Consider the following 25,334-nt stretch of genomic DNA (forward strand, 5'->3'; position numbering starts at 1 on the left):
CGCCCCCGCTCAGCCGATCGGCTCGAGCCGCACCAGGAACCCGCCCGGCACTCCCGGCTGCAGCTCCTGGTACTCGGACGGCACGCGGTAGGCGCCCTCGCCGACCGCGGTCACGGTGAAGGCGTCGTCCGTGCGCGTGCCCGCGAGGAAGACGGTGTAGACGTCGGTGCCGTCCTCGGTGGTGCGCTTCCCGGCCGCCGCGCCGACCCAGCGGTGCCCGCCCGGATCGGCCGTCGCCGTCTCCCCGAGGGTCGCGTCGATCGCGGCCGGGTCGACGCCCACGGTGCGGATCCCGTCCTGGCACTCGCGCCAGACGCCCGTGAATCCCGGGTCGGGGTCGGAGTAGCAGAACATCATCGACCCGTCGGGCGCGACGTGCAGGTCGCCGTAGCCGCCGACCACCGGCCCGGAGAAGGGGGCGGCCGTGGGCCCGGTCGTCGGCTCGGGGTCGGCCGGCGCGGTGCACCCGGCGAGCGCGAGGACGAGCACCGCCACCGCTCCCGCTCGCCACCTCATGTGCGCAACCTACTGGAGCCGCGCCCCCGCCCGTCCGTGTGCCGAGCCGGGAGTCCGCCGGGAGCCGGATCGCCCTCAGACCAGCCGGCGGCCGCTGAAGCGGTCGACGGGGGCGTCGTGGCGCATCGCCCGCTCGTACATCCGCCGGAACGGCTCGGTGAGCACGCCGTTCGTGCGGTCCAGCGAGTCCTGCCAGGCCACGATCTCCCCCAGCTGCGCGGCGAGATCCGCGCGGAGGGCCGCCTCGTCGACGGTGGTCGAGACGCCCTTCGAGACGACGACCCGGCCCGCGACGATCACGGTGTCGATCGACGAGCCGTTCTCAGAGTAGACGAGCTGGTTCTCGAGCCGCTGGCGCGGGGTGAAGTTCAGCGTCTCGAGGTCGTAGACGACGAGGTCGGCCTGCTTGCCGACCTCGATGCTGCCGGTGACGCCGTCGAGCACGGCGCTGCGCGCGCCTCCGATCGTTCCGGCCGTGAGCACCTCGGACACGGTCGGCCAGGTGGCGATGTCCGGATCCGTGACCTTGTGCAGGAGCGCCGCGGCCTTCACGACCTCGAGCATGCGCGGAGAGTCGCTGCTCGAGCAGCCGTCGGTGCCGAGGCCGAGGTTCACGCCCGCGTCGTGCAGCGCGCGCCACGGGGCGATGCCCGAGCCGAGCTTGAGGTTCGAGATCGGGTTGTGCGAGACGGACGTGCCGGCGGCGGCGATCCGCTCCATGTCGGAGTCGGTGAGCCAGATCCCGTGGGCGAAGGTCGTGTTCGGGGAGAGCGCGCCGATCCGCTCCATGTACTCGACCAGCGTCGAGCCGTAGGACACCTCGCCGGTCACCAGCTGCGTCTTCGTCTCGAGGACGTGGATGTGGCACTCCGCCCCGTGCTCGAGCGCCAGCTCGGTCGCCCCCACGAGCAGCTCGGGCCCGCAGCGCTGAGGAGCGGACGGGGCGACCATGTAGCGCAGCCGCCCGCCTCCCCTCCTGTGCTGGGTCGCGAACGCCTCGCGACTGAAGGCGAGGTAGCCCTCCGTCGTCGGGCGCGACGCCGACCGCGCCTGGTCGAGGATCTCCGCGGGCACGTACTCCTCGAGGAACGGCATCGTCTCGTGGAAGGGCCTGCTGATCACGTGGCCCGAGATGTTGGCGCGGACTCCGATCTCGTCGTACGCGTCGAAGACCGCGGCGAGCTGCTCAGCGTCCTGGTCAGGGTTCTCGAGCACGTCGTCGACCAGGGTCGTGACCCCGGCCTTCAGCGATTCGAGGGCGAAGAGCGACGAGCGCAGCCGCACCAGATCCGGAGCGACGCGGCTGTTCCCGAGGATCGGGTACGACAGCAGCATCCACAGCTCGAGCGGCAGGTTGTCGTAGCGGCCCTTGTAGAGGTACTCCCACGAGTGGGTGTGGGCGTTGACGAAGCCGGGGACGACCAGGCGGTCGCGCCCGTCGATCACCTCGTCGCCCGGCTCGGGGACGAGGCCCGGGCCGATCGCGACGATCAGCTCGTCGACGATGCGGATGCTCGCCGTGATCGGGACGGCGCCCGAGACCGGGTCCATGGTGATCACGGCGGCGTCGGAGAGGAAGAGGGGCATGGCGGTTCCGTTCGTGGTGCGGGGTGGGACGGGGCGGGCCGGCTCGCGAGGGGGCCGGCCCGCGGAGGGGCTCGGGCTCAGCCGCGGACGGGCTCGGGCTCCGCGGCGACCGGCGCGGCCGACTCCCGGCGCTCGACCCAGGCGGGAGCGTCCCGGCCGAGCAGGAGGTAGGCGATGCCGGCCGAGACTCCGCCCGCGAGCCACGAGACGTCGACGCCGCCGAGGGCGGTCGCGGCCGGACCCTGCAGGGCGGGCACCGAGCCGTTCATGAACAGCCAGGTCAGGGTCGCGCCGATCGCGAAGGAGAGCAGCGCCCGCCAGCGGACGTCCGGCAGCAGCGGCGAGCCGACCGGGGCGAACAGGTGCCCGAAGGAGCGGACGCGCGGCTCGAACACGGTGTAGTGCACCAGCACGATCGCACCCCACGGGGCGACCCAGCCGACGAGGCCGACCAGCCACGCGTCGAGCGTGGTGGCGAGGTCGTCCTGGAAGACGAAGAACACCGCGGCCGCGAAGGCCAGCACGCCGACGATGAGGCTGAGCGCGCGGCGCCCGAGCCGGATGTCGAGGGCCTGGGTCGCCATGCCGAACGAGTAGATGTTCAGGACGTTGGTCGCGATCGGACCGTGCACCACCAGGAGCAGCACGGGGATCGCGAGGGCGCCGAAGTTCTCGACGATCAGCTCCCCGGGATCCACGGAGCCGTTCTTCGTCGCGAGGGTCGCGCCGAGGACGCCGAGCCAGACCACCGGGATGAACTGGCCGAGGACGCTGGCGAGGTAGAGCCCCCGCTTCGAGGAGCGGGGTCCGACGAAGCGGGAGTAGTCGCCGGCGTAGGCGAGCCAGGTGAGGCCCCAGCCGATGCCGATGGCGGTCATCACGATGGACATGGCCGCGATGCGGTCGCCGCCGGTGAGCGCGCCCTCCGCGGGGCCGGCGTAGGACCAGTCGATGTCGAGGAAGAACCAGGCGACGACCGACATGATCGCCAGCACCAGGAGGGTCGGCGGCACGGTCCAGCGCTCGAAGGCGGCGATCGCGCGGTAGCCGAGGAAGGAGATCGCGACCTGCACCGCCATGATCACCGCGGCCACCGCGATCTTCCAGCCGACGTTCGCCTGCTCCGGGTCGACGACGCCGACGGAGCCGAGGAGCGCGATGACCAGGTCGAGGACGATCCAGGTGTTGATGGCGCACCAGCCGATCACGACCACGGCCTGGATCGCGGCCGGGACGTAGTTGCCGCGCCGGCCGAAGACCGCCCGTCCCACGAGCATCCCGGTCGCCCCTGTCCGCTGGCCGAGGAGGACGAAGAAGCCTAACACCGCCATCCCGACCACGTTGCCGAGCACGAGGACGGTGACGGTGTCCGCCAGGCCGAGGCCCATGTTCACGCCAAGGGCGCCGAGCACCCAGTTGATGGGGGCGATGTTGGCGCCGGCCCAGATCCAGAACTGCCCGTCGAGCCGGGCGGTGCGCCGGGAGTCGGGCAGGGGACTCAGCGCGTCCTCGGCGTCGGCGGTGCCGTGCAGGGTGTCGGTGCTCATGGCGGATCCTCTCGGGGAGGGGGATGAAGGGGAGGGCGGGGCGCCCGGTGAGGCTCCACTCTCGTGCGGACCCGTTTCGGGCGGCGCGTCCGCGTGTAAATTCGCCGTGACGCGAGAGGACGTTCTGTATGGCCTACCTGCTGTCGGACGCGATGAAGGATCCGCGCCTCGCCGCCATGCTCCCGGTGGTGGCCGCCGGGCACGCGGCCGCCGAGCGCGCCGTGATCCGCTGGGCCCACACGAGCGAGCAGCTCGACATCGCGCCCCTCCTCCTCGGAGGCGAGCTGCTCCTGATGGAGGGCGCGCTCCTCTCGACCGACCAGGACCCGGCGGAGTGCCGCGAGTACGTGCGGTCTCTGGTGGATGCGGGAGTCGGCGCCCTCGCTCTCGAGCTCTCGCCGCGCCTGCCCGCGGTGCCGCCGCCGATCGTCGCGGCGGCCGACGAGCTCGGCCTCCCCGTGCTCGCCCTGCCCCGGCGCGTCCCCTTCGTGCAGGTCTGCGAGAGCATCAACACCCACCTCACCGAGCAGAAGTTCCGGAGCATCCGACTGGCGGACAGAGTGTCCGGTCTGCTGGCCGACGCGGCCTCCGGGGACGCCGGTGTCGACGAGCTCCTGCAGGTCGTCGCCTCCGCGACGGGCGCCTCCGCCTCGCTCGTCTCGCTCACGGGCGACGAGATCGCCCGCGCCTCGCCCGGGCCGGGCGTCGACACGGAGCCGACGGCCGGGACGTTCTCGAACGTGCTGCACGCGGGCGATTCCCTTTTGGGCACCCTGCATCTGCGGGCCCACGCCGACGCCGACCTCCACGCCGTCGCCGTCGCGCTCGACCGGGCGCCGGACGTCCTCGCGATCGCCGTGCTCCGGCACCGCCCGCCGTCGGTCACCGAGCGGCTGACCGCCCAGCTCTTCGCGATCGCATCCGTCGAGCGCGCGGACCCGGCGGCCGACCTCCAGATCGACGCCTTCCTCGGCCGCCTCGGCGCCGGATCCCGGGAGCGCTACCTCGGCGTCCGGGCCGACACCGGTCACGACGACCGGCGGCTCCGCGCTCTGCTCCGCCTCCTGACGGGCGCGGGAGCGGATCCCGGCCCGGTGCTCTGCGTGGTCGGCTCCGAGCTGCTGGCGCTGCTGCCGTTCGCCACCGCCGCCGCGATGGAGGAGGGCCGCGCGGAGCTGCTGCGCCTCGGCGCCGCCCTCGACTCGGACGCTCTGCTCTGCGTCGGCAGCGGGCTCGGCGGGCAGGAGCGGGTGCCCCGGGAGCTGGCGGAGGTGCGCGGCGCGCGCGAGTGGGCGCCCGCAGGCGGAGTCGTCGACTCGCGCCAGTACCGCCTGGAGCGGTTCGCGAGCTCTCTGCAGGACGATCCGGAGGCGGACGACCTCGTCGAGGAGGTGCTCGGGCCCCTGCGCGCCCAGCGCGGCGAGCTGCTCGCCACCCTCGAGGCCTTCGCGTCGCTGTGGGGGAGCAAGACGGCGACGGCGGCCGCGCTCGGCATCGGCCGGCAGACCCTCTACGACCGCCTCGCGCGGATCGAGGAGCTGATCGGCCCGCTCGACTCGTCGCCGGCCCGCGCCCGGGTCGTCATGACCGCCGTCTTCCTGCACCGGGCGCGCGCGGCGCTCCTGGCGGGCTCGCCTCCGGTCGGGCGGACGTTCCCGCCTCCCGCCGAACGCTGACGCGGCCGGACGGGATCGACCGGCTCAGGCGGGCAGCAGCTCCGCGACGAGTGACTGCACGCGGGCCCTGATGTCGTCGCGGATCGAGCGGACCTCCTCGAGCGGTCGGCCCTTCGGGTCGGCGAGGTCCCAGTCCTCGTAGCGCTTGCCCGGGAAGACGGGGCAGACGTCGCCGCAGCCCATCGTGATCACGACGTCGGAGGCCTGGACCTGCTCGGTGGTCATCAGCTGCGGGACGGCCTGCGAGATGTCGATGCCCTCCTCCGCCATCGCCTCGATCGCGATCGGGTTGATGCTGTCGCCGGGCTCGGAGCCGCCGGAGCGGACCTCGACGGCGCCGCCGGAGAGGGCGCGGAGGTAGCCGGCGGCCATCTGCGAGCGGCCGGCGTTGTGGATGCAGACGAAGAGGACGGTGGGGGCGGCCATCGGGGCTCCTGGTGTCGAGGGGCGGTGCTCGGAGGAGCACGGGGCGAGGGTAGCGCGCCCGGGCGAACGGCTCGCGCGCCTGCGGAGCCGGAGGAGACTCCGACGGCCGGGTCGGGAATATACCCCCCGGGGGTATGTTGCACTCCCCTGGACCGAACCGGAGGAGACACCATGACCGACCACGCCCACCACCACCCGACCACCTGGCGCGCCGCCGCCCTCGCGACCCTGCACTGCCTGACCGGCTGCGCGATCGGCGAGGTCCTCGGCATGGTGATCGGCTCCGCCCTGGGGCTGCCCGCCCTGGCGACGGTCGCCCTCTCGATCGTCCTCGCCTTCGTGTTCGGCTACGCGCTCACGCTGCGGGGCGTGCTCCGCTCCGGAGTGACGTGGCGCGCCGCCGTCGGCATCGCGCTGGCGGCCGACACCGTCTCGATCGCCGTGATGGAGATCGTCGACAACACGGTGGTGCTCGCGATCCCCGGAGCGATGGACGCGGGCCTCTCGTCCGGCCTCTTCTGGGGCTCGCTCGCCGGCGCCCTGGCCCTGGCCTTCGTCGTCACGACCCCGGTGAACCGCCTGCTCATCTCCGGCGGCCGCGGCCACGCGGTCGTCCACGGCCTGCACGGCTGAGCCGCGCGGGCCTCGACAGGGCGCCTGCGGCGGCTGCTCGACCAGCAGGAGGCGCGTGCCGATCGAGCCGCCCGGGCCGCGGGCGCCGCGAGATCCCGTCGGCCGTCAGTCCTGCAGGCGGCGGTAGTGGCGGTTGCGGACCGAGAGGATCGCGCCTCCGATCACCGCCGCGAGGAACGAGCCGGCCAGGACGCCGACCTTCACGTGGTCGTCGGACTCGCTGCCCGCGCCGAACGAGAGCTCGCCGACGAGCAGCGACACCGTGAATCCGATGCCGGCCACGAACGCCATGCCGATCACGTCCACCCAGCGCAGCGACGGATCCAGGCCGATGCCGCGGAACCGGGTCAGGAGGAAGGTGCTCCCGGCGATGCCGAGCGGCTTGCCGAGCACGAGGCCCGCGATGATGCCCACGGCGATCGAGTCCTGGAACGAGTCGACCAGGCCCGCGACTCCGCCGACCGTCACTCCGGCCGAGAAGAACGCGAAGACCGGCACCGCGACCGCGGTCGAGAGGACGCTCCAGCGGTCGGCGAAGTGCGCGGCGAGGCCGTCGTAGACCGGGCGCCCCTCCGCATCCGACCCCACCCGCACCCGGGCGCGCTTCGTCGCGACGACCGGCACGGTGAAGCCGAGCAGCACGCCCGCGACCGTGGCGTGGATGCCCGAGGCGTGCACGAGCGCCCACGTCGCCACTCCGAGCGGGATCAGCACCCACCAGGCGCGCACGCCGCGCTGCACGCAGACCGCGAAGACCGCCAGCGGCACCAGCGCGAGCAGGAGCATCAGCACGTCGATGCCGGCGGTGTAGAAGACGGCGATGATCGTGATCGCGATGAGGTCGTCCACCACGGCGAGCGTGAGGAGGAACGTCCGCAGCGCCGGCGGGAGGAAGCGGCCGACCACGGCGATCACCGCGACGGCGAAGGCGATGTCGGTGGCGGCGGGGATCGCCCAGCCGTCCAGCGCGGCTCCTCCGCGGGGCAGGTTCACCGCGGTGAAGATCAGGGCGGGGACGGCCACGCCGCCGACGGCCGCGACGATCGGCACGAGCGCCGTCTTGGGGTCGCGGAGCTTGCCGGCGACGAACTCCTCCTTGAGCTCGAGCCCGACGACGAAGAAGAAGATCGCGAGCAGGCCGTCGGCCGCCCACGACCCGACGCTCAGCTCGAGGTGCAGGGCCTCGGGGCCGAAGCGGAAGTCGCGGACCGCGCTGTAGAGCGCGGACGCGGGGCTGTTGGCGACGATCAGGGCGAGGAGGGTCGCGGTGAGCAGGAACGCTCCGCCGACCGTGTCCTTCTGGAGGGTCTGGCGGAGTCCCCGCCAGATCGAGTGGGGGGCCTGATCGGCGGGCAGGGGCTGGTGCGGCATGAGGGGTTCCGTCCGGAGGGGTGGGTGAGCGCGGGGACGCGGCCGCGGACTCCGGAGGAGGGGCGGTCGCGGGTCAGCCGCGCGGCGGCGGGCAGCCGGCGATCTCGCCGTGCGCGTTCGTCCCCCACGAGCTGAGCCATCCGTTCGTGCCCGAGGCGCGCTTGGTCAGCAGCTGCCGGGTCGGGTACGCCGCGGCGGCGCGCGCGCGGGCGCGGCTCAGCGGAGGGAGGGTCAGGGGCACCTGTCAAGGGTACCGGTGGCGCCCGTGATGGGGCAGGGTGCGGACGAGCGCGCGGAGATGGGGAGCCGCTCTCCGCATGCTGAGAGAGCCGCGCATGCCGACGCCCGCGCCGATCCCGCCGCCGTCCGGCACCGCGGGCGCCCGGAGCTCGCCTTCGCGGCCGGCGCGGAGGCGCCCGTCGCAGCTCCCTGCTCCTCGGGCGGGAGTAGCCGCGACCCCTGCACGCTCCACTCGGCACCGGTACCCCTACCCGTGGATCCGCCGCAGGCGCATCGTAGGGCTGTGAAGCAGATCCAGTACGCCGGCGCGACCTTCCAGGTGGGGGACGCGGTCGCCGACGCACTCGTCTCCTACGCCTCCGGGCTCGCCGCTCACGGCCGCACCGACAGTGTCGAGCTCCCCGTGCTCGGCGGCGACGGCCACGCGACGGTCGTGACGCTGCTGCTCAACTCCGCGACGAGCCTCTTCGTCTCCGGCGCCGCAGGCCTCCTGCCCGGGCTCGACGAGAAGGCCGTCGCCGCCGACCTCCGCCAGCGGACCCAGTGGCTGGACGCGGTCCCGGCGGTCACCGCCGTGGAGCCGAGCGCTCCGGAGGACCTGATCTGGCTCGAGTTCCCGGAGGTCGCGGCCCTGATGGACCCCGAAGCCGGCGCCCGCTCCCCCGCGACGCTCCACCTCGTCGAGCACTCGCCTCGGCGCGACTCCCTCGTCTTCACCGTCGTCTACGTCAGCACGCTCGACCGCGACCTGGGCTCGGGGGAGATCCGCCGGCTGCTCGAGACGAGCCGCCGCAACAACGTCGAGCACGGCGTCTCGGGGATGCTCGTCTTCCGCGGCCGCCGAGTGATGCAGCTGCTCGAGGGCGAGGAGTCTGACGTGCGCTCGCTCTACGCGCGGATCCTCGCCGACCCGCGGCACGAGGGAGTGGTCACCGTCTGGACCAGCGTGCACGAGCAGCGCCGGTTCCCGGACTGGTCGATGGGCTTCGACGAGCTCGACCTGCCCGTCGAGCGGCCCGCCTCCTGGCCCGAGCCGGACCTCCCCGAGCAGTCGATCGACGCCGTGGCGGACGACTACCTCCGCCGCCGGTCGGAGGCGCTGCGGAGCGCGCTGGTGAGCAGCGACCCCCTCGTCGCGAGCCTCGCCGTCATCCTGCACGGGCACCGCCCCGAGCGCGTCCTCGAGGGCGGCGCCGGAGTGCGGCTCCGCTGCGCCGAGTGCCGCGCCTTCGACGCCCACGACGGGTACGATTCCTACCCCTGCGCGACCGCGAGGACCGCGATCCAGGCGCTCGAGGCGGCCTGACGCGAGCCGGGCGGCCGTGCGGGATCACCGTCCCGGGCGCTCCGAGCGCACCCCCTTCCGCGGGTCTGCGCAAGCCCGTCCGCTCGCCCCGGCGCGCCCCTAGGGTGAGGCCATGACCGATCCCGGCGCGGCCCGCCACGACGTCCTCATCATCGGCGGCGGCAACGCCGGACTCTCGACCGCGGGACGGCTGCGGCGCTCCGGAGTGGACGACGTCGCGGTGATCGAGCCCCGGTCGACCCACGTCTACCAGCCGATGCTCTCCCACGTCGCGGGCGGCACCGCACCCGCCTCCGCGGCGACCCGGCCCCAGGGCTCGGTGACGCCGAAGGGGGTCGTCTGGATCCAGGACCGCGTCGAGACGATCGACCCGGTCGCGCACACGGTCACCCTCCTCTCCGGCCGCACCGTCGGCTACGGGCAGCTCGTCGTCTGCCCCGGGATCCAGAAGGACTGGGCCGCGGTCCCCGGGCTCCAGGAGGCGATGGACTCGCCGTTCGGAGTGTCCAACTACGAGTACGAGTACGCCCGCAAGGCGTCGCAGGTGCTCCGCGAGGTCCGCTCCGGCACCGTCGTCTTCACGCAGCCCGGCGGCCCCGGCACCTGCTCCGGCGCCTCGCAGAAGCCGATGTACCTCGCCTGCGACTACTGGCGCGCGACCGGCGTCCTCGACCGCATCCGCGTCGTGCTCGTCGTGCCGACCCCCACCCTGTTCGGGATGCCGCTGATCGACTCCGAGCTCGAGCGGAAGGTGGCGGAGTACGGGATCGAGGTCCGCTATGGCCGCGAGCTGGTCGAGGTCGACGCGGCCGAGCGGAGGGTCGTCCTCGCCGTCGACGAGCGCGCGACCGCCCTCCCCGGCCCCGACCGCGCGCGGCGCTCGACCGACGGCCCGCGCGAGACGCTGTCGTACGACGTGCTGCACGCCGTGCCCCCGCAGTCGGCCCCCGACTGGCTGGCCGGCACCGGACTGGCCGCCGAGGGCGACGAGGGCGGCTTCGTCGAGGTCGACCCGCTGACCCTGCGGCACCCGCGGTTCCCCGACGTGTGGGCGCTCGGCGACGCGGCGGCCACGGTCAACTCGAAGTCCGGAGGAGCACTGCGCCAGCAGACCACCACGCTCGCAAAGAACCTCGTCGCCGCGCAGAAGGGGCGCCCGCTCCCCCGCGTCTACAACGGCTACTCCGTCTGCCCCTTCGTGGTCTCGCGGTCGAGCGTGGTGTTCGCCGAGTTCGACGACCGCTACCGCCCGAAGCCGACCGTCCCCTTCTGGACGGGCCTGGCGAAGGAGCGGCGCCTCACCTACCTCGCCGACCGCCGCGTCCTGCCGTGGGTGTATTGGAATCTGATCCTGCAGGGACGGGCCTGAGCGTCCTCTTCCGGACATGTCCGGAAGAGGCGCTTGCCGCTGCCGGAGGCGCTCCCGAGACTGAGGGGTCGGCACCACCGTCCGACGTGCCCCCTCGTCTCCTGGAGGACCCGATGCGGCCCAGCCCGACTCCCGACCGCTCCGGCACCGCGCGATGACGACCGCGCAGGACTGGGGGCCCTCGACCGACGCGGACTCCGCCGGCGGTCCGCCCGCGTCGCGGAGGCAGCGCGTGCGCGCCTGGATGCGCGGCGGCTCCTTCGGGCCGACCGGCCTCACCCGGCGCGGCTGCCTCCTGGTGCTGGCGTCGGTGCTCGTGGTGGCGGTGCCGGTCGTCGCGCTGACGCTCGCGCACGTCGATCCGCACGCGTCGCTCAAGGTCTGGATCCTGGCGATCACGCTGATCGCGCTGGTCGGAGCGCTGCTCCGGGTCGTCGCCGACGCCGGTCCGGACCCGCAGGCCGACCTCGACCGCGCGGGAAAGGCGGTCGGAGCGGTGGCCGCGGCCTACACGGCGCTGGCCGTGATCATCGACTGGGGGATGCTGCACCTCTGAGGCGCGGTCAGCGGGCCTCGTCGCGCGGGTCGTCCGTGCCGTCGGGAGCGCTGCCGATCACGTCCGGTGTGCTGCCGATGCCGCCCTGCGCGCTCCCGGTCCCGTCCTGCGCCGCCCGCTCGTCCTCGCGCCGGCTGAGCCAGCCCGGGCCCTCGCGCCGCAGCCGCTCCGCCTCCGGACTCGGGACGGGCGGCGCCGCCGGCCGCCGCAGGAGCCGCACCTGCCGGACCGCGCCGAGCACCACTCCGGCGCCGAACAGCGGCAGGCCGAGCAGGAGCACCAGCCACAGCGGTGCGTGCCGGCGTCCGCCGCCGACGACCGCGCCGAGATCCCAGCCCGCGTCCGCCGCCAGCCAGAGCATCCCCGCCACGAAGACGGCGCTCACCAGCGAGAGCGCCCAGGGCTGCGCGAGGAGGAGCGCCTGCGCGCGCTCCGTGCGGAAACCCTTCGCCATGCGCCGATCCTAGGCGGGCGTCAGCCGGCGAGGATCCGGTCGACCAGCCCCTGCGCGTCGCCCTCCGCGGGAACGATCTGCACGGTGTCGCCCTCGATCGGCTGCATCACGGAGAGCGCAGACTCGACCCGGTCGCCCACGCGGAGGAGGAGCCGGCCGTCGGCCCCCTCGTCGATGGCCGCCTGCGAGCCGCGACGCAGGAGGGCGGCGCCCGCCTCGTCGAACCGGACGTCGACGACCCCCGTGCTCGGATCGGCCTCTACCGCGGCGACGCCCGCGCGGGTGAAGTCCTCGGGATCGACGAGGACGTCCTGCCCGCCGACCGGGACGCACTGCGGATCGGAGCCGGGCTCGCAGAGCGCCGAGACGGCGACCCCGAGGCCGCCGACGGGCTCCGGAGTGGCGGACGGGGACGCCGCGGGCGACGACCCGGCGGAGCAGCCGGTCAGGGCGAGCAGGAGGAGCGCGGCGGCTCCGGGGGCGGTGCGGCGGATCACGGGATCTCCTCGGGTCGCGTCGGAGCGCGCCACGATACCGAGGCTCCGGCGCTGCGGCCACTCGGCGGCACGGCTCGGGCGGAGCGGCTGCGGGCGGAGCGGCCGGTCCGCGGCACGGCCTGGGCGGGCGGCGGCGGCCCGCCCTCAGAGCCGGACGACCAGCTTCACCGCCGACACACCCTCGTGCAGCCGGTCGAGGGCGGGCTGCAGCGCGGCGAGCCCCTCACCCACCACCTCGGGCGCCGGGGCGCAGACGTGACGGCCCTCGGCGAGCGCCGCCGGCAGGTGGTCGCGCCACAGCATCGGCCCCACCTCGTTCGTCGTCAGCGAGCCGCCCCAGACGAAGCGGGCGCGGATGCCGCGGCGACGGGCCGCGATCTGCAGCGCCGCGGTGCCGCCGACCAGGCGCAGCATCGTCCGCACGAAGGCGCCGCTGACACCGCGCCGGCGCGGGAGCGAGCCGAACGAGACGGAGGGGCTGGCCAGGGCGACGCGTCGCGCTCTGGTGCCCGCGGCCACCGCCACCGACGGGGCACCGGAGCCCGTCCCGATCGCGAGCACCCCCGCGACCTCGTGGCCCGCGAGCGCCGCCACCAGGTCGGCGACGACGGTGGGGCTGCGGTAGTCGAGCACGATCTCGGCGCCCAGCTCGCGCATCCGATCGTGGTTGCGGGGCGACGCGGTCGTCGCCACGCGGTGCCCGGAGGCGACGGCGAGCTGGATCGCGTTGCTCCCCACGCTCGTCGTCCCGCCCCAGACCACGACCGTCCTGCCCGTCGGCCGGACCGGGACGCTCGGGTGCGGCAGGGCGAGGTGGTCCCGCTGGAACAGCGCCGTCGCCGCCGTCGAGACCGCGAGCGGCAGCACCGCCGCCTCCTCGAAGCCCAGCCGGTCGGGGATCGGCGCCGCCAGGTCCTCGCGCACGACCGTGTACTCCTGGAAGGCGCCCTCGTCGCGGTTCCGCCGCCCGCGCTCCATCCCGACCGCGTACGCGACGACCCGGTCGCCGACGGCGAAGCGCGTCACTCCAGGGCCGACCGCCTCGACCACTCCGGCCACGTCCTCCCCGAGCACCGCCGGGTACGGCACCCACCGGAACATCAGATCGCCCGTCCACTGCTTCATCTCGTCGACCGGATTCACGGCCAGGGCGCGGTTGCGCAGCAGGACCTCCCCCGGACCGGGGACGGGCATCGGAGCGGGGCGGACGACGAGGTCGGCCCGCGGGGCGGTCAGCAGGGCGGCGGCGTTCTCGGGCACGGGCGGCTCCAGTCGGAAGTGATGGCAGGACGTGTCGTCACACTACTCCCGATGACACGTCGTGTCGTCAGCTATCCTGGGCGGATGTCACGCTGGGCCCCCGACGCCGCCCTCCGCCTCGAGCAGGCGGCGATGGAGCTCTTCGCCGAGCACGGCTACGCGGGCACCACCGTCCCCGCGATCGCGGAGCGCGCCGGGCTCACCACCCGCACCTTCTTCCGCCACTTCGCCGACAAGCGCGACGTCCTCTTCCTCCGCGAGCGCGAGTTCCCCGAGATCGTCGGCCGCCTGCTCGCCGGCGCCCCCGCCGGCCTCGCGCCGATGGACCTCGTGATGCACGGCCTCGAGGCGGCCGCCTCGGGCGACCTCCAGACCTGGCGCGCTCCGATCGCCGCCCGCCGTGCCGTCGTGCGCTCCGAGTCGCAGCTGCGCGAGCGCGAGCTCCTGAAGTCGGCCGCCCTCGCCGAGAGCATGCGCGCCGCCCTCGTCGACGCCGGAGTCGCGCCGGAGGACGCGGCCCTCGCCGCCCTCGCGGCCTCCGCCCTCTTCGACCTCGCCCTGGAGCGCTGGCTCGCCGCGCCCGAGGGCTCCCTCCTGGTCGACGTCCTCCGCGCCGAGCGCGCACGCCTCGGCGCGCTGCTCGCGCGCTGACCCGCACGACGCTGTCGAGGCGTCGCGAACGGTCGTCCTCCGCGGCGGGAGGCGGCCGTTCGCGACGCTTCGGACCGGCGGGCGGGGGACGATCCGCTCAGAGCGCCCAGGGGAACGCGGGGGCGTTCGAGCGGGCGCCCTGCGCGGCCTTCGAGCGGCCGGGCTCGCCGAGCTCGGCGAGCAGCGACTCCGACTCGCCGACGAGGACCGCCAGCGCGCCGGGCGTGAACCAGTCGGGGCGCAGGGCGAACAGGAGGTCCTCGGTCGCCGTGTTGCCGCTGGCGCCCGGCGCGAAGGGGCAGCCGCCGAGGCCGCCGAGCGCGCCGTCGACCACCGCGGCCCCGGCCTGCACGGCGGCGATCGCGTTCGCGACGCCCGAGCCCCAGGTGTCGTGGCCGTGGAACACGATCTCGCGCGGCGGGGTCTCCGCGGCCACGCGCGAGACGAGCGACGCCACCTGGCCGGCGTGCGCCTGCCCGAGCGTGTCGCAGACGACCACGTCGGCCGCTCCCGCCGCTCGCGGGTCGCGCGCGATCGCGAGCACGCGCTCCGGGTCGACCGGACCCTCGAACGGGCAGGTGAAGGAGGTGGCGATGCACAGCTGGATCCGCCCGCCGACGCTCTCGGCGAGCGCGACCGCCTCCGGCATCGCGGCCAGGCTCGCCTCGGTCGGCCTGCCGACGTTGGCGAGGTTGTGCGAGTCGGACGCCGAGAAGCAGTACTGGAAGCGGCGCGCCCCCGCGGCGGCCGCACGCTCGACGTGGCGCGGAGTCGCGACCCACACCCAGCACCGCTCCAGCTCCTCGGGAGTGAGCGCGGCGATCACGTCGAGGGTGTCGGCCATCGGAGGGACGAGGTCGCCGCGCGCGAGCGAGCCGATCTCGAGCTCGGGCACCCCTGCGGCGAGCAGCGTGCGCGCGAGGTCGACCTTGCGCTCGGTCGTCAGGAGCTTGCCGGTGAGCTGCAGGCCGTCGCGGAGGGTGACGTCTCGCAGGCGCGCGGAGGCGAGCGCGGTCACCGGCCGGCCTCCTCGGCAGCGGCGGCGGAGGGAGCAGCTGCAGCAGCAGCGGCCGGAGCTGCAGCAGCAGCGGCCGGAGCTGCAGCAGCAGCCCCGCCGGCGGAGGGAGCAGCGGGACCGATCCGCCGGAGCATCCCCAGCACCTCCTCGGTGTCCTGGCCCAGGTCGGGCGCGAGCGAGCGGATGGGGAGGGAGCGGCCGCCGAGCACCGGCACGATCCCCGGGAAGCCCACGCCGCACAGGGTGCCGCCGGCGTCCTCGACGTCGAAGGCCTGGATCATGTCGCGCGCCGCGTACTGCTCGCTCGCGCTGATGTCGGCGGCCGTGTAGATCGGGCCGGAGGGGACGCCCTCGTCGTCGAGGACCGCGAGCGCCTCGGCGGCGGTGCGGCCCGCCGTCCACGCGCCGATCGCCGCGTCCAGCTCGTCGCGCCGGGCCCAGCGCTGCTCGTTCGAGGCGAGCGCCGGGTCCCCGCCCAGGTCGGCGCGGCCGATCACCGCCATCAGCCGCTGGAAGATCGCGTCCGCGTTCCCCGCGATCACGATGCTCGCCCCGTCGGCGCAGGTGTAGGCGTTGGTCGGGGCGATGCCCTCCATCCGCCCGCCGACGCGCTCCCGGACGATGCCGTGCGCCTGGTAGTCGGGGATCAGCGACTCCGTCATCGAGAACATCGCCTCGTGCAGCGCGACGTCGACGACCCGCTCCGCCAGCGGTGCCGGATCCAGCCCCGCGGAGCGGCGGGTCTCGCGCTGGAACAGCGCCATCATCACTCCGTAGCCCGCGTACAGCCCGGCGATCGAGTCGCCGATCGAGACGCCGACGCGCACGGGCGGCCGGTCCGGGTCGCCGACCAGCTCGCGGAACCCGCCCATCGCCTCCGCGACCGCCGCGAACCCGGGCCGGGCCGACAGCGGGCCGGTCTGCCCGAACGCGGAGATGCGGCCGATCACGATGCCGGGCCGGGCATCGTCGAGCACGGCCGGCCCGATCCCCCAGCGCTCGAGCGTGCCGGGCCGGAAGTTCTCGAGCACCACGTCGCACTCGGCGACCAGGCGGCGGACGGCGTCGCGCCCCTCGTCCGTGCGCAGGTCGAGCGCGATCGAGCGCTTGTTGCGGTTGATCGTGTGGAAGAGGAGCGAGGTCTCGGACCCCTCGTGCAGCCGCCAGCGGCGCAGCTCGTCCCCCGTGCCGGGCCGCTCCACCTTGATCACCTCGGCGCCGAAGTCGGCGAGCAGCCGGCCCGCGGTGGGCGCCGCGATGAAGTTGCCGAGCTCGAGGACGCGGACGCCCGCGAGCGGGAGGGGTGCGGTCATGGCACGGCCTTTCGCTCCCGTCGAGGCTAGCGCGGAGGACGGCGCCACCCCCTGCCCTCACGCGGACGCCCGACCTACACTTGCCGGACATCATGCGCAGACACACCCTCACTCCGCGACCGGACTGGCGAGCCCGCTGCGACGAGATCGGCTTCAGCTTCTACGACCTCCCCTCCGAGGGCGGCCGCCCCTACTGGAACGAGTCCGCGGCCTACTCCTTCGAGCCCGCCGAGATCGACCTGCTCGAGCGCACGACCTCGGAGCTCTTCGACCTCTGCATGGAGGCGTGCGAGCTCGTGGTGCGGAAGGGCCGCTTCGCCGAGTTCGGCATCCCGCCCCGCTTCCACGACCTGGTGCGCACCTCGTGGGACGAGGACGACCCCACGGTCTACGGCCGCTTCGACCTCGCCTACGACGGCGCGGGCGCAGTGAAGCTGCTCGAGTTCAACGCCGACACCCCGACCTCGCTGGTCGAGACCGCCGCGGCCCAGTGGCAGTGGCTCGTCGAGACGAAGGGGCCCGACGCCGACCAGTTCAACAGCCTGCACGAGCAGCTCGTCGAGCAGTGGCGCCACCTCCGCCTCGAGCGCTGGAGCCTCGACGAGGGCGCCCGGCTGCACCTCGCGTCGCTGCACGACTCCGGAGACGGCGAGCTGATCGTCGAGGACGCCGACACCGTCGCCTACATGGCCGAGACCGCGGCGCAGGCCGGCTTCGACCCCAAGCTGATCTTCGTCGAGGACATCCGCTACGAGCTCGACGGCGCCGGCTTCCTCGACGGCGACGGCGAGCCGATCCGCCACGTCTTCAAGCTCTACCCGTGGGAGTGGATGCTCGGCGAGCAGTTCGGCGGCCTCCTCCTCGACCGGCGCGAGCGCACCCGCTGGGTCGAGCCGGCGTGGAAGCTCCTGCTCAGCAACAAGCAGCTGCTGGTGGTGCTGTGGGAGATGTTCCGCGGCCACCCGAACCTGCTGCCCGCCTCCGTGCATCCGCTGCCCGGCACCGCCCAGGTGCGCAAGCCGCGCCTGGGGCGGGAGGGCGCCAACGTGACGGTCCTCGACGCCGACGGCTCGGTCGTCGCCGAGAACGGCGGGAGCTACGGCGCCGAGGGCTTCATCCACCAGGAGCGCGCCGAGCTGGCCCGGGTCGACGGGAAGACCGTCGTCATCGGCAGCTGGATCGTCGGCGAGACCCCGGCCGGCATCGACGTGCGCGAGACGAGCGGCCTGATCACCGGCGACCTGGCGGAGTTCGTCCCCCACTACATCGAGGGCGGACGGAGCGACGGGGTCGCGACGGCCGCGGACGGCGCGTCGGCCGCCTCCCGCCCCGGGCACGGCGCCACCCCCGCCTACGGCGCTCCCGCGCCCGGCACCCCCGCGCCCGAGTACGGCGCCCCCGAGCACGACCGGCCGCAGGACACCCGCGCGGCCCGCCCGCAGGACGAGGAGACCCGATGACGGACGACGACCGCACCCCCGGCGATTCCGGGACGCCGAGCTCCGGGAACGACTGGGGCAGCCGCGAGCCCGAGGCGGGCTCCGGCACGCCGAGCGGCGGCTCGAGCGGCGGCACCGGCCGCGGCGACGGCTCCACCCGCACCGCTCCCCACCGCTCCCGGAGCGTGGGCATCAGCGGCATCGCGAAGAACCGCCGCGGCCTGCTCATCGGCGGCGCGGTCGCGGTCGGCGCGGTGGGCCTCGCCGTCGCTCTCGCGAACGGCGGCCCCTCGACCGACGGCGTCGTCGCCACGGGAGCCGACGGCCAGGACTACGTCATCCCCGAGAACGCCGAGCGCCCCGTCTACGCGAGCCGCGAGGACTGCCTCGCCGACGTGCGGGAGCAGATCGCCCAGCTCCAGGCGCAGGGCGAGGAGGTCGGCGACGACCCCGAGCAGCTGTGCGAGGCGACCGACGAGTACCGCGGGCACTACGCCGGCGGCTTCTGGCTCGGCCCGCTGATCTTCGCGTCCTCGCGCTGGAACTCGACGCGGGCGACCAGTTGGGCGCCCGTCGCGTCCGGCGGCTTCGCGGCCCGCGGAGCGACCCAGCCCGACGTCGTGCAGCGTGCGCCGGCCGGCTCGACCGTCGGCTCGAAGGCGACCCTCTCGGGCGGCTTCGGCTCCTCCGGCAAGTCCGGCTTCGGCTCCACCGTCGGCGGCTGACCGCGGCGCACCTCGGCCCTCGCGCCCGAGACGCGCCGAGGCGTCCGCGCGCCGCCGGGACACCGCTCGCAGGCCGGCGTCTCGACGATCACGGGGACGGCTCGCCGCCGCTCCCTCTCTCAGGAGGAGGGCGTCGCGCTCGGGAAGAAGTGCCGCTCGACGGGATCGCCGTCGGCGTGGGTCAGCGCCGCCGCGCGGATCTCGCGGTCGCGGCCGGTGAGCCGCTGGGTCTCCTGCCGCCGGAACTCGCCCCACGAGGGCACCATGAACGTCTCCAGCTGCACGTCGGCCTCCTCCCCGCTCCGGTAGAGCGCCCACCGCGAGGCGCCGGTCCGGCGGCGGGAGCTCTCCAGCAGCCGCAAGGCCGATCGGAAGTCCGCGAGGGAGTCGGGGCGGACCGTCCACGAGATCTGCACCATCACCGGCCCGTCCGTCGGCTCCGGCTCGAACACCAGCGTGGGCGTCGGCCACGACATCGAGATGCTGCGGTCGACGGTGCCCGTCCCCGGCAGCAGCGGCAGTACCCGCACGCTGGCCGCCACGAGGAGGAGCAGAGCGGCCGCCGCGGCGTACGCGGGCGCGGTGCCGAGCACCTGCGCGGCCAGGCCCCAGCCGATCGAGCCGACCGCCATGGTCCCCATGAAGACCAGGATGTAGATCGAGGCTCCGCGGGACCGCACCCACTGCGGCAGTGTGAGCTGCAGTGCCGCGTTCAGCACGGTGAGGGTGCCGATCCAGGCCAGCCCCGCGAGGACCAGCAGCAGCAGCGCCGGGACGAGGGGCAGGAAGGCCGCCGCGAGCGTCCCCGCCGCGAACAGCACGGCGCTCGCCCCGATGACGACGTCGTCCGAGAGCTTCCGGCGGGCGAGCGGCAGGGCGAAGACGCCGAGCACGGCACCGGCACCGAGGGCCCCGAGGAGGAAGCCGTAGCCGCTGGAGTCGAGCTGGAGGCGCTTCGCGGTGAGCGGCAGCAGCGCCCAGAGCGCACTGGCCGGCAGGGCGAAGAGCGCGGAGCGGAGGAGGATCCGGCGGACGAGGTGCGCGGAGGCGACGTACCGGATCCCTCCCTTCAGCGCGGCGCCGAACTGCTCGCGGTCGTCGAGGCCGGTCTGCGCCGGCCGCTTCCACCAGAGCAGAGCGAGCGCCGCGCCGATGAAGCTCAGTGCATTGATGCCGAAGACTACCGGAGCGCCGAACGCCGAGAGGACGACGCCCGCCAGGGCCGGGCCGACCGCGCGCGCGCCGTTCACCGTCACCCCTCCGAGGGCCGACGACGCCGCGATCAGGTTCCGGGGCACGAGCTCCGGCTGGATCGCCTGCCAGGCGGGCGAGGTCAGGGTGGAGGTGATGCCGAGGAGGAAGGTGAAGGCCAGGATCGTCCACGGCGTCAGCGCACCGACCGCCGCCACGACCGTCAGAGCCGCCGCCAGCAGCGCGCTGGCCGACGACCCCCAGATGAGCAGCCGCCGCCGGTCGAGCGAGTCGGCCAGCACGCCCGCGGGGAGGGCGACGAGGATCGAGGGCGCCAGGCTCGCCGTCTGCACGAGCGCGACGACCGCCGCGCCCGCGGCCGCCTCGACCAGGTACCACTGGGCTCCGACGGTCTGCATCCAGGTGCCGATGTTGCTGCCCAGCTGGGCGAACCACAGCACGCGGAAGGCGGTGATCGCCATGGGCGCCCAGGCCGACGGCTGCGCCGGCGCGGACGTCTGCGCCGGGGCGGCCGGAGCCGGAGCGACGTCCTCAGTCACGGGGCACGGCCTGCCGCACCGAGAAGAGGTTGCCGAACGGGTCCAGCAGCTGGCACAGCCGCTCCCCCGTGAACACCGTCTTCGGACCGCGGTGGGCGACGGCGCCGTTCGCCGTCCAGTCGGCGACGACGGCGTCGACGTCGGGGACCGTCCAGTACGGGCTCGTGCCGTCGGGTCCGGGCCGGTTCAGCTCGTCCCGCTCGTGCAGCGTCAGGCGGGTGCCGTCCAGGTCGTAGGCCACGAGCGCCCCGCCGCGGACGACGGGCTCGCGCCCGAGCCGCGCCGAGTACCAGGCGATCGCGGCGTCGAGGTCGTCGACGAAGTAGAAGACGTTTCCGACTCCGGCGAACTCCGTCGTCGTCATGCTCGGGCCGGCGGGAGGGCGTCGCGGAGGAAGGCGAGCGAGGGGCCGATGGCCGCCTCCGTGTACCCCTCGGCGTGACGGGTGCCCGGGATCAGCTGCAGCGTGCTGGCGACTCCGACCGCGGAGAGCGCCGCCTGCATGGCCTGCGCGTCGCTCACGGGGACGAACTCGCCGAGCGAGTTGGCCAGGAACACCGGCCCACCGTCCGGGGAGGCGTGGCGCGTCGTTGAGGCGGCGGTGAGCAGCCCGCGGTCGCCCCCGACCTCGTTGAGGATCGTCCAGCGCAGGAAGGCGTCGTTCCGGCCGGTCTGGTTGATGTCGGCGCTCTTCATGGCGTCGAGGTCCTGCGTCGTCGGCGTGGCCGGGAGGTCGTCGGTCGCCTCGACGATGCCGAGGAGGTCGAACATCCCCGACCAGCTGACGGCGGGCCGGCCGGTGGCGATCGCGGCCTCCACGACCAGGTTCCCGCCCGCCGATCCGCCGAAGAACGCCAGTCTGCTCCGGTCGAACGCCCACTCGGACGCGACCGCCCACCGCTCCGCGGCGAGCACGTCGTCCCTGCTGGCCGGGAAGACCGAGTCCGGAGCCTCGCGGTAGTCCGCCGCGAACACGAGGTAGCCGGCGTCGACCAGCATCGTCGCGAGCGCCCGCTCCTTGCTCTTGTCCCCCCGGAACCACCCGCCGCCGTGGATCAGCACGACGGCCGGCCGAGCGGCGTCCTCGGCCGGGGACACCGACCTGCTGTACACGTCCAGCACCTGTGGCGACGACCCCCCTTCGACGTACGGAACCCCGATGCTCACTGACGGCTCGTCCGACACGGTGACCCCCTCCGGTCCAGATTCTCGACTGCAGTCAGACCGTAGGAGCCGGGGGCGGCGCGAGCCAGGCCCTGCAGGGGTCACCCAGGAGGGCGCCCGCAGGCCCACCTCCCGCGGCGGCGCCGATCGCGACTAGCCTCGGAGGGTGTTCCTGACCGAGCCGTACGGCTTCCGCGACCGCTCCGCCCTCGACGAGCGCCGGGCCCTGCTCGAGGACGAGCCCTCGGTGCAGCCCCTCCGGGCGTTCCGCGAGGAGCTCCTCGCCCGGCGCATGCGCAGGCATCCGGGTGCCGTGGTGCCCGACTTCGACCCGGCCGAGGCCGGCGTCGAGGCGCGTGCGCTCATCGTGCTGGAGGCCCCGGGACCGATGTCGACCGCCCCCGACGGCTCCGGCTTCGTCTCGGTCGACAACGACGACGCGACCGCCGCCTCGACCTGGACCCTCCGCGACGAGGTCGGACTGCACGCCCGCACCCTGGTCTGGAACATCGTGCCGTGGCAGCTCGACGGCGCCCCCGACGCGGACGAGGTGCGGCAGGGCGCGATGGAGCTGCGCCGGCTCCTGCCGCTGCTCCCCGACCTGCGGGTCGTCGTCAACGCCGGGACCGCGCCGACCAGCGGCTGGAAGAAGAACATCGAGCCGTACCTGGTCGACGGCCCGACGGTCATCGACTCGTGGAGCCCCGGCCAGAGGGCGATGAGCCAGCCCCGCAAGCGCGACGAGCTGAAGCGCGCCTTCGAGCGCGCGACGCACCTGGTCGGCTGAGCCCCCGGGGCTCCGAGGCGTCACGAACGGTCGTCATCGGAGCCGGGAAGCGGCCCTTCGCGACGCCTCGACCGCCGGCGGGCGGTCCGCTCAGGCCGAGCGGGCGTCCCGCAGCGCGTCGGCCGACTGCTGCGCGGCGCGGCGGACGTCGCGGTCCGGGTCGCGGAGCATGCCCGTCAGGACGGCCTCGACGCTCGCCGCGAACTCGCCCTTCGCGTCGCGACCGGAGGAGATCCCCGCCAGAGCGGCCGCCACGAGAGCGCGGGCTCCTGCCGCGCGGACCCGGGGGTGCTCATCGGTGGTCAGGCGGGACAGCTTCTTCTGCCCGCCCAGCACGCGCTCGGCGCAGACGCGGGCGCACATCTCGCGGACGCGCCAGGAGGGGTTCGCGAGTCCGGCGGTCACCGCGTCGGCGGCGTCGTCGTCCCAGACGTAGAGGAGCGCGCGGGCGCCCCAGAGCTCGGGCCAGTAGAGGGAGGGCGCTCCCTTGAGGATCCCGTTGGCGTGCTCGCCGCCCACGGTGAGGAGGAAGGACTCGCCCTCGTACCCGCCGGTGAGCAGGGCCGCGGATCGCAGGGCGACGTTGCGCTCCCCCTCGCGGGCGACCTGCGCGCGCAGGCGCTCCTCGAGCGGATCGGTGAGGGTGACGGTCGGTTCGTTGTCGCGTGCCATGAGGCTCCCGAGAGTACTCGCCCGCCCCGCGCCTTCGAAGACCCGCAGCGTTCGGCGCCGCAGCGGTCGGCCCTCTCCGTCCTGCGGCGATGGTCCGATCAGCACTCGTGCCACCTGCTGGTCGAGTGGCGCCGCAGGGACCACGGCTGAGGGACGCCTGGTAGATTCGATCCGATCGACCCCCTCCCAAGCCTCTCCGCGATGCTCACATGGGAGGGGCCTTTTTCTTCGGCACCGAGGTACTGCGATGGCACGGAAACCGAGCCTGTCGTGGAAGCAGCAGGTCCAGCTCCTCCGTGACCGCGGGCTCGGCATCGCCGACGGGGAGGCCTGCACGAGCTACCTGGCCGCGCAGAACTACTACCGCTTCTCCGGGTACGCCCGCTACTTCCAGCGGGCTCCGCACGACGGGGACGACTCGTTCGCGGACGGAGTCTCGTTCGAGGACGTCCGAGCGGTCTGCGACGCAGATGAAGCGCTGCGGCAGAGCCTGCGTGCTCGACTGGCTCATGCCGAGATCCTTCTCCGCAGCCGTACGGCTCATGTCATCGCTCGTCAGCACGGCCCGTACGAGTGCTCTCTCGAGAAGAGCTTCTACTCCGAGTCTCCGAACGCGGAGTCGACAGTCGATTCGTGCCTCCGCGACATCGAGCGCAGCAGGGAACGGCATGTCCTCCGCTTCACGGAGCTCCCCGGCGGCAGGGGCGCGGCCGCCTTCGGCGAGCTACCGGTGTGGTCGGCCGTCGAGGCCTGGTCCTTCGGAACTCTGTCGAGATGCATCGAGCGAGGGGCACGAGGATCGCTCGCGGGGGACGTCGCGTCCGGTCTGGGAGTCGCCCGAGCCGGTTTCGCCTACCGGGTCCGCGCACTCGTCTACCTGCGCAACCGGTGCGCTCACCACAGCCGGCTCTGGAACCACTCCGTGATCGATGCGGGCCCCACGCCCAACAACGTCCGCGCGAAGGCGAAACGTCTCGCCGGGCAGTTCACTCCGCGCTCGGTCGTGGACGTCATCGCTTCGTTGGACGACATCCTCCTACGAGGAGCGGACGCGGCCCCGATCCTTCCGGAGCTCGTCGCCGAGCATTCCCTGCACGACGTGTTCTGGCGAGGGCTCACGACGCCCCGGAGCCCCCTCGATCATCGAGGACCGCAGTGAGAGCGACGCGACCGGGACGGTCCCGCCCGCCCCGCGCCACGGCGGATCCGGCAGCGGAACGGACGATGCCCGCCCGCTCAGGAGGCGCCCACCGGGAGGTCGGCCCCGCCTGACTATGCTGGTGCCACCCCCGGCAGCCGAGCCCTCTGAGCCTCGTCCGCGCCGGGGTGGCGCGGCTCACCCGCCCGGGGAGCGGAGGAGGTCCTCTCATGGCCGATCGGCCGAACCTCCGCCATGTCGCGGCGGTCGCGGGCGTCTCGCACATGACCGTGTCGCGCGTGCTCAGCGGGCACCCCAACATCAAGGAGTCGACCCGCCAGAAGGTCCTCGAGGCGGTCGACGAGCTCAACTACCGGCCGAACATCGCCGCCCGCTCCCTCGTCACGCAGCGCACCGACCGCATCGGCGTGATGATCGAGAGCGGCGCCGAGTACGGGCCGTCGAGCACCCTCCGCGCGATCGAGCGCGCCGCCCGCGAGAAGGGGTACTCGATCACCTCCGTCGCGCTGCGGCCGGACCTCGAGATGACCCCCACCGACGCGATCGCCCACCTGATGGGCCTCGGGATCGACGCGCTCTGCGTGATCGCGCCGCGCTCCTCCTCCGTGGCGACCCTCCGCACCGTCGAGATCGGCGTGCCGACGCTCGTGGTGAAGAGCGATAAGGATCCGAGCTTCCTCACCGTCTCGGTCGACCAGCAGGCCGGCATGTTCCAGGCCGTCGACCACCTGGGGAACCTCGGCCACCGCGACGTGCTGCACCTCTCCGGCCCCCTCGACTGGCTCGACGCGCGCGCCCGCGAGCGCGCCTTCCACAGCCGCGCGAAGTCGTGGGGGATGCACGAGCGCCCCATCGTCATCGGCGACTGGACCCCGGACTCCGGGTACGACTTCGCCGCTAGCCTGCAGTCGGTGCCCGACTTCACCGCGATGGTCGTCGCGAACGACGAGATGGCGCTCGGAGTGATCCACGGCCTCGTCGAGCGCGGGATCCGCGTGCCCGAGGACATGAGCATCGTCGGCTTCGACGACCTGCCCACCGCCCGCCACTTCCTCCCGCCGCTGACGACGGTCCGCCAGGACTTCGACAAGCTGGGGACGACGGTCGCCGAGGTGATCCACGCGAGGATCCGCGGCCAGGAGATCCCGCAGCGCACCCGGATCCCCACGGAGCTGGTGATCCGCTCCTCCACGGCCGCTCCCCGATCGTGACCCTCC

General features: G+C 74.0%; 26 protein-coding genes. 11 read left to right on the forward strand and 15 right to left on the reverse strand.

Annotated elements, in window-relative coordinates; translation table 11 throughout:
* Positions 1–9 precede the first annotated feature (9 nt).
* The 3 genes from C5C56_RS10035 to C5C56_RS10045 all read right to left on the reverse strand — a co-directional run bounded on the left by C5C56_RS10035 (position 10) and on the right by C5C56_RS10045 (position 3,650).
* Positions 10–516, reverse strand: coding sequence for a hypothetical protein (locus tag C5C56_RS10035; RefSeq protein ID WP_146086475.1), 507 nt, complete (start codon positions 514–516; stop codon positions 10–12).
* 75 nt (positions 517–591) lie between these two features.
* Positions 592–2,103 (reverse strand): amidohydrolase family protein, encoded by a 1,512-nt coding sequence (locus tag C5C56_RS10040; RefSeq protein WP_104319518.1) that lies wholly within the window; start codon positions 2,101–2,103, stop codon positions 592–594.
* A 77-nt stretch (positions 2,104–2,180) separates the two neighbouring features.
* A complete protein-coding gene (locus C5C56_RS10045; protein WP_104319519.1) occupies positions 2,181–3,650 on the reverse strand; it encodes a cytosine permease in 1,470 nt (489 codons plus the stop codon).
* Positions 3,651–3,778: 128 nt separating this feature from the next.
* Between C5C56_RS10045 and C5C56_RS10050 the strand changes: the two genes are divergently transcribed.
* Complete coding sequence (locus tag C5C56_RS10050) at positions 3,779–5,326, forward strand: PucR family transcriptional regulator (RefSeq protein WP_104319520.1); 1,548 nt, start codon at positions 3,779–3,781, stop codon at positions 5,324–5,326.
* A gap of 24 nt (positions 5,327–5,350) precedes the next feature.
* Here the strand turns inward: C5C56_RS10050 and C5C56_RS10055 are convergent, their stop codons facing one another.
* The gene (locus C5C56_RS10055; RefSeq protein ID WP_104288152.1) at positions 5,351–5,752 is read right to left on the reverse strand and encodes an arsenate reductase ArsC; all 402 of its coding nucleotides are present in this window, start codon (positions 5,750–5,752) and stop codon (positions 5,351–5,353) included.
* Between the two features lie 171 nt (positions 5,753–5,923).
* On the opposite strand from C5C56_RS10055, the gene C5C56_RS10060 reads away from it, so the two are divergent.
* Positions 5,924–6,385: a DUF4396 domain-containing protein gene (locus tag C5C56_RS10060; protein WP_104247789.1), complete on the forward strand. Its 462-nt coding sequence runs from the start codon at positions 5,924–5,926 to the stop codon at positions 6,383–6,385.
* A gap of 105 nt (positions 6,386–6,490) precedes the next feature.
* Here C5C56_RS10060 and nhaA read toward each other — a convergent pair whose 3' ends face one another.
* Positions 6,491–7,756: a Na+/H+ antiporter NhaA gene (gene nhaA / locus C5C56_RS10065; protein WP_104319521.1), complete on the reverse strand. Its 1,266-nt coding sequence runs from the start codon at positions 7,754–7,756 to the stop codon at positions 6,491–6,493.
* Between the two features lie 73 nt (positions 7,757–7,829).
* Entirely contained in the window at positions 7,830–7,997 is a 168-nt protein-coding gene (locus C5C56_RS17845) for a hypothetical protein (protein WP_181027217.1), read from the reverse strand.
* A 282-nt stretch (positions 7,998–8,279) separates the two neighbouring features.
* Here C5C56_RS17845 and C5C56_RS10070 point away from each other — a divergent pair, with 282 nt between their 5' ends.
* The 3 genes from C5C56_RS10070 to C5C56_RS10080 all read left to right on the forward strand — a co-directional run bounded on the left by C5C56_RS10070 (position 8,280) and on the right by C5C56_RS10080 (position 11,227).
* Positions 8,280–9,302, forward strand: coding sequence for a BLUF domain-containing protein (locus C5C56_RS10070; RefSeq protein WP_104222414.1), 1,023 nt, complete (start codon positions 8,280–8,282; stop codon positions 9,300–9,302).
* 112 nt (positions 9,303–9,414) lie between these two features.
* Complete coding sequence (locus tag C5C56_RS10075; protein ID WP_104234352.1) at positions 9,415–10,671, forward strand: NAD(P)/FAD-dependent oxidoreductase; 1,257 nt, start codon at positions 9,415–9,417, stop codon at positions 10,669–10,671.
* Between the two features lie 154 nt (positions 10,672–10,825).
* Positions 10,826–11,227 carry a hypothetical protein gene (locus C5C56_RS10080; protein ID WP_104226999.1) on the forward strand — a complete coding sequence of 134 codons (402 nt, stop codon included), beginning with the start codon at positions 10,826–10,828 and terminating at the stop codon, positions 11,225–11,227.
* Between the two features lie 7 nt (positions 11,228–11,234).
* On the opposite strand, the gene C5C56_RS10085 is transcribed toward C5C56_RS10080, so the two are convergent.
* The 3 genes from C5C56_RS10085 to C5C56_RS10095 all read right to left on the reverse strand — a co-directional run bounded on the left by C5C56_RS10085 (position 11,235) and on the right by C5C56_RS10095 (position 13,438).
* The gene (locus C5C56_RS10085) at positions 11,235–11,681 is read right to left on the reverse strand and encodes a hypothetical protein (protein ID WP_104319523.1); all 447 of its coding nucleotides are present in this window, start codon (positions 11,679–11,681) and stop codon (positions 11,235–11,237) included.
* Between the two features lie 20 nt (positions 11,682–11,701).
* Positions 11,702–12,178 (reverse strand): hypothetical protein, encoded by a 477-nt coding sequence (locus tag C5C56_RS10090; RefSeq protein ID WP_104269290.1) that lies wholly within the window; start codon positions 12,176–12,178, stop codon positions 11,702–11,704.
* A 144-nt stretch (positions 12,179–12,322) separates the two neighbouring features.
* Positions 12,323–13,438, reverse strand: a complete 1,116-nt coding sequence (locus C5C56_RS10095) for a zinc-binding alcohol dehydrogenase family protein (RefSeq protein WP_104319525.1) — start codon at positions 13,436–13,438, stop codon at positions 12,323–12,325.
* Between the two features lie 84 nt (positions 13,439–13,522).
* Here C5C56_RS10095 and C5C56_RS10100 point away from each other — a divergent pair, with 84 nt between their 5' ends.
* Positions 13,523–14,089, forward strand: a complete 567-nt coding sequence (locus C5C56_RS10100; RefSeq protein ID WP_181027219.1) for a TetR/AcrR family transcriptional regulator — start codon at positions 13,523–13,525, stop codon at positions 14,087–14,089.
* Between the two features lie 97 nt (positions 14,090–14,186).
* On the opposite strand, the gene C5C56_RS10105 is transcribed toward C5C56_RS10100, so the two are convergent.
* Both C5C56_RS10105 and C5C56_RS10110 read right to left on the reverse strand, forming a co-directional pair.
* Positions 14,187–15,107: a hydroxymethylglutaryl-CoA lyase gene (locus C5C56_RS10105; protein ID WP_104319526.1), complete on the reverse strand. Its 921-nt coding sequence runs from the start codon at positions 15,105–15,107 to the stop codon at positions 14,187–14,189.
* Complete coding sequence (locus C5C56_RS10110; RefSeq protein WP_104319527.1) at positions 15,104–16,420, reverse strand: CaiB/BaiF CoA-transferase family protein; 1,317 nt, start codon at positions 16,418–16,420, stop codon at positions 15,104–15,106. Before C5C56_RS10110 ends, C5C56_RS10105 begins: the two co-directional genes overlap by 4 nt.
* Positions 16,421–16,512: 92 nt before the next feature.
* Between C5C56_RS10110 and C5C56_RS10115 the strand changes: the two genes are divergently transcribed.
* Positions 16,513–17,880, forward strand: a complete 1,368-nt coding sequence (locus C5C56_RS10115) for a glutathionylspermidine synthase family protein (protein ID WP_104319528.1) — start codon at positions 16,513–16,515, stop codon at positions 17,878–17,880.
* On the forward strand, positions 17,877–18,584 hold the full coding sequence (locus C5C56_RS10120; RefSeq protein ID WP_104292575.1) for a hypothetical protein: 708 nt from the start codon (positions 17,877–17,879) through the stop codon (positions 18,582–18,584). The genes C5C56_RS10115 and C5C56_RS10120 overlap by 4 nt, the downstream gene beginning before the upstream one ends.
* A 119-nt stretch (positions 18,585–18,703) precedes the next feature.
* On the opposite strand, the gene C5C56_RS10125 is transcribed toward C5C56_RS10120, so the two are convergent.
* From C5C56_RS10125 to C5C56_RS10135, 3 genes are read right to left on the reverse strand one after another with little or no spacing between them, the layout of a single operon-like run.
* Positions 18,704–20,335, reverse strand: coding sequence for an MFS transporter (locus C5C56_RS10125; RefSeq protein WP_258065655.1), 1,632 nt, complete (start codon positions 20,333–20,335; stop codon positions 18,704–18,706).
* Positions 20,328–20,699: a VOC family protein gene (locus tag C5C56_RS10130; protein ID WP_104250023.1), complete on the reverse strand. Its 372-nt coding sequence runs from the start codon at positions 20,697–20,699 to the stop codon at positions 20,328–20,330. The genes C5C56_RS10125 and C5C56_RS10130 overlap by 8 nt, the downstream gene beginning before the upstream one ends.
* A complete protein-coding gene (locus C5C56_RS10135; protein ID WP_181065720.1) occupies positions 20,696–21,448 on the reverse strand; it encodes an alpha/beta hydrolase in 753 nt (250 codons plus the stop codon). Before C5C56_RS10135 ends, C5C56_RS10130 begins: the two co-directional genes overlap by 4 nt.
* A gap of 217 nt (positions 21,449–21,665) precedes the next feature.
* Here C5C56_RS10135 and C5C56_RS10140 point away from each other — a divergent pair, with 217 nt between their 5' ends.
* Complete coding sequence (locus C5C56_RS10140; RefSeq protein ID WP_104319530.1) at positions 21,666–22,286, forward strand: hypothetical protein; 621 nt, start codon at positions 21,666–21,668, stop codon at positions 22,284–22,286.
* A 90-nt stretch (positions 22,287–22,376) separates the two neighbouring features.
* Here the strand turns inward: C5C56_RS10140 and C5C56_RS10145 are convergent, their stop codons facing one another.
* On the reverse strand, positions 22,377–22,958 hold the full coding sequence (locus tag C5C56_RS10145) for a HEAT repeat domain-containing protein (protein ID WP_258065656.1): 582 nt from the start codon (positions 22,956–22,958) through the stop codon (positions 22,377–22,379).
* Positions 22,959–23,205: 247 nt separating this feature from the next.
* On the opposite strand from C5C56_RS10145, the gene C5C56_RS10150 reads away from it, so the two are divergent.
* Positions 23,206–24,117 carry an Abi family protein gene (locus C5C56_RS10150; RefSeq protein WP_104319531.1) on the forward strand — a complete coding sequence of 304 codons (912 nt, stop codon included), beginning with the start codon at positions 23,206–23,208 and terminating at the stop codon, positions 24,115–24,117.
* Between the two features lie 209 nt (positions 24,118–24,326).
* On the forward strand, positions 24,327–25,328 hold the full coding sequence (locus C5C56_RS10155; RefSeq protein WP_104222399.1) for a LacI family DNA-binding transcriptional regulator: 1,002 nt from the start codon (positions 24,327–24,329) through the stop codon (positions 25,326–25,328).
* Positions 25,329–25,334: the final 6 nt, after the last annotated feature.

It is taken from the genome of Rathayibacter sp. AY1D1 (assembly GCF_002932635.1).
Taxonomy (GTDB): Bacteria; Actinomycetota; Actinomycetes; order Actinomycetales; family Microbacteriaceae; genus Rathayibacter.

Excerpts from the sequence above, each read along its gene's own strand:
- C5C56_RS10150 (WP_104319531.1), top strand. The coding sequence starts at position 23,206 with ATGGCACGGAAACCGAGCCTGTCGTGGAAGCAGCAGGTCCAGCTCCTC.
- C5C56_RS10155 (WP_104222399.1), top strand. The coding sequence starts at position 24,327 with ATGGCCGATCGGCCGAACCTCCGCCATGTCGCGGCGGTCGCGGGCGTC.
- C5C56_RS10035 (WP_146086475.1), bottom strand. The coding sequence starts at position 516 with ATGAGGTGGCGAGCGGGAGCGGTGGCGGTGCTCGTCCTCGCGCTCGCC.
- C5C56_RS10080 (WP_104226999.1), top strand. The coding sequence starts at position 10,826 with ATGACGACCGCGCAGGACTGGGGGCCCTCGACCGACGCGGACTCCGCC.
- C5C56_RS10110 (WP_104319527.1), bottom strand. The coding sequence starts at position 16,420 with ATGACCGCACCCCTCCCGCTCGCGGGCGTCCGCGTCCTCGAGCTCGGC.
- C5C56_RS10050 (WP_104319520.1), top strand. The coding sequence starts at position 3,779 with ATGGCCTACCTGCTGTCGGACGCGATGAAGGATCCGCGCCTCGCCGCC.
- C5C56_RS10060 (WP_104247789.1), top strand. The coding sequence starts at position 5,924 with ATGACCGACCACGCCCACCACCACCCGACCACCTGGCGCGCCGCCGCC.
- C5C56_RS10115 (WP_104319528.1), top strand. The coding sequence starts at position 16,513 with ATGCGCAGACACACCCTCACTCCGCGACCGGACTGGCGAGCCCGCTGC.
- C5C56_RS10055 (WP_104288152.1), bottom strand. The coding sequence starts at position 5,752 with ATGGCCGCCCCCACCGTCCTCTTCGTCTGCATCCACAACGCCGGCCGC.
- C5C56_RS10130 (WP_104250023.1), bottom strand. The coding sequence starts at position 20,699 with ATGACGACGACGGAGTTCGCCGGAGTCGGAAACGTCTTCTACTTCGTC.
- C5C56_RS10075 (WP_104234352.1), top strand. The coding sequence starts at position 9,415 with ATGACCGATCCCGGCGCGGCCCGCCACGACGTCCTCATCATCGGCGGC.
- C5C56_RS10045 (WP_104319519.1), bottom strand. The coding sequence starts at position 3,650 with ATGAGCACCGACACCCTGCACGGCACCGCCGACGCCGAGGACGCGCTG.
- C5C56_RS10085 (WP_104319523.1), bottom strand. The coding sequence starts at position 11,681 with ATGGCGAAGGGTTTCCGCACGGAGCGCGCGCAGGCGCTCCTCCTCGCG.
- C5C56_RS10120 (WP_104292575.1), top strand. The coding sequence starts at position 17,877 with ATGACGGACGACGACCGCACCCCCGGCGATTCCGGGACGCCGAGCTCC.
- C5C56_RS10040 (WP_104319518.1), bottom strand. The coding sequence starts at position 2,103 with ATGCCCCTCTTCCTCTCCGACGCCGCCGTGATCACCATGGACCCGGTC.
- C5C56_RS10100 (WP_181027219.1), top strand. The coding sequence starts at position 13,523 with ATGTCACGCTGGGCCCCCGACGCCGCCCTCCGCCTCGAGCAGGCGGCG.
- nhaA (WP_104319521.1), bottom strand. The coding sequence starts at position 7,756 with ATGCCGCACCAGCCCCTGCCCGCCGATCAGGCCCCCCACTCGATCTGG.
- C5C56_RS10145 (WP_258065656.1), bottom strand. The coding sequence starts at position 22,958 with ATGGCACGCGACAACGAACCGACCGTCACCCTCACCGATCCGCTCGAG.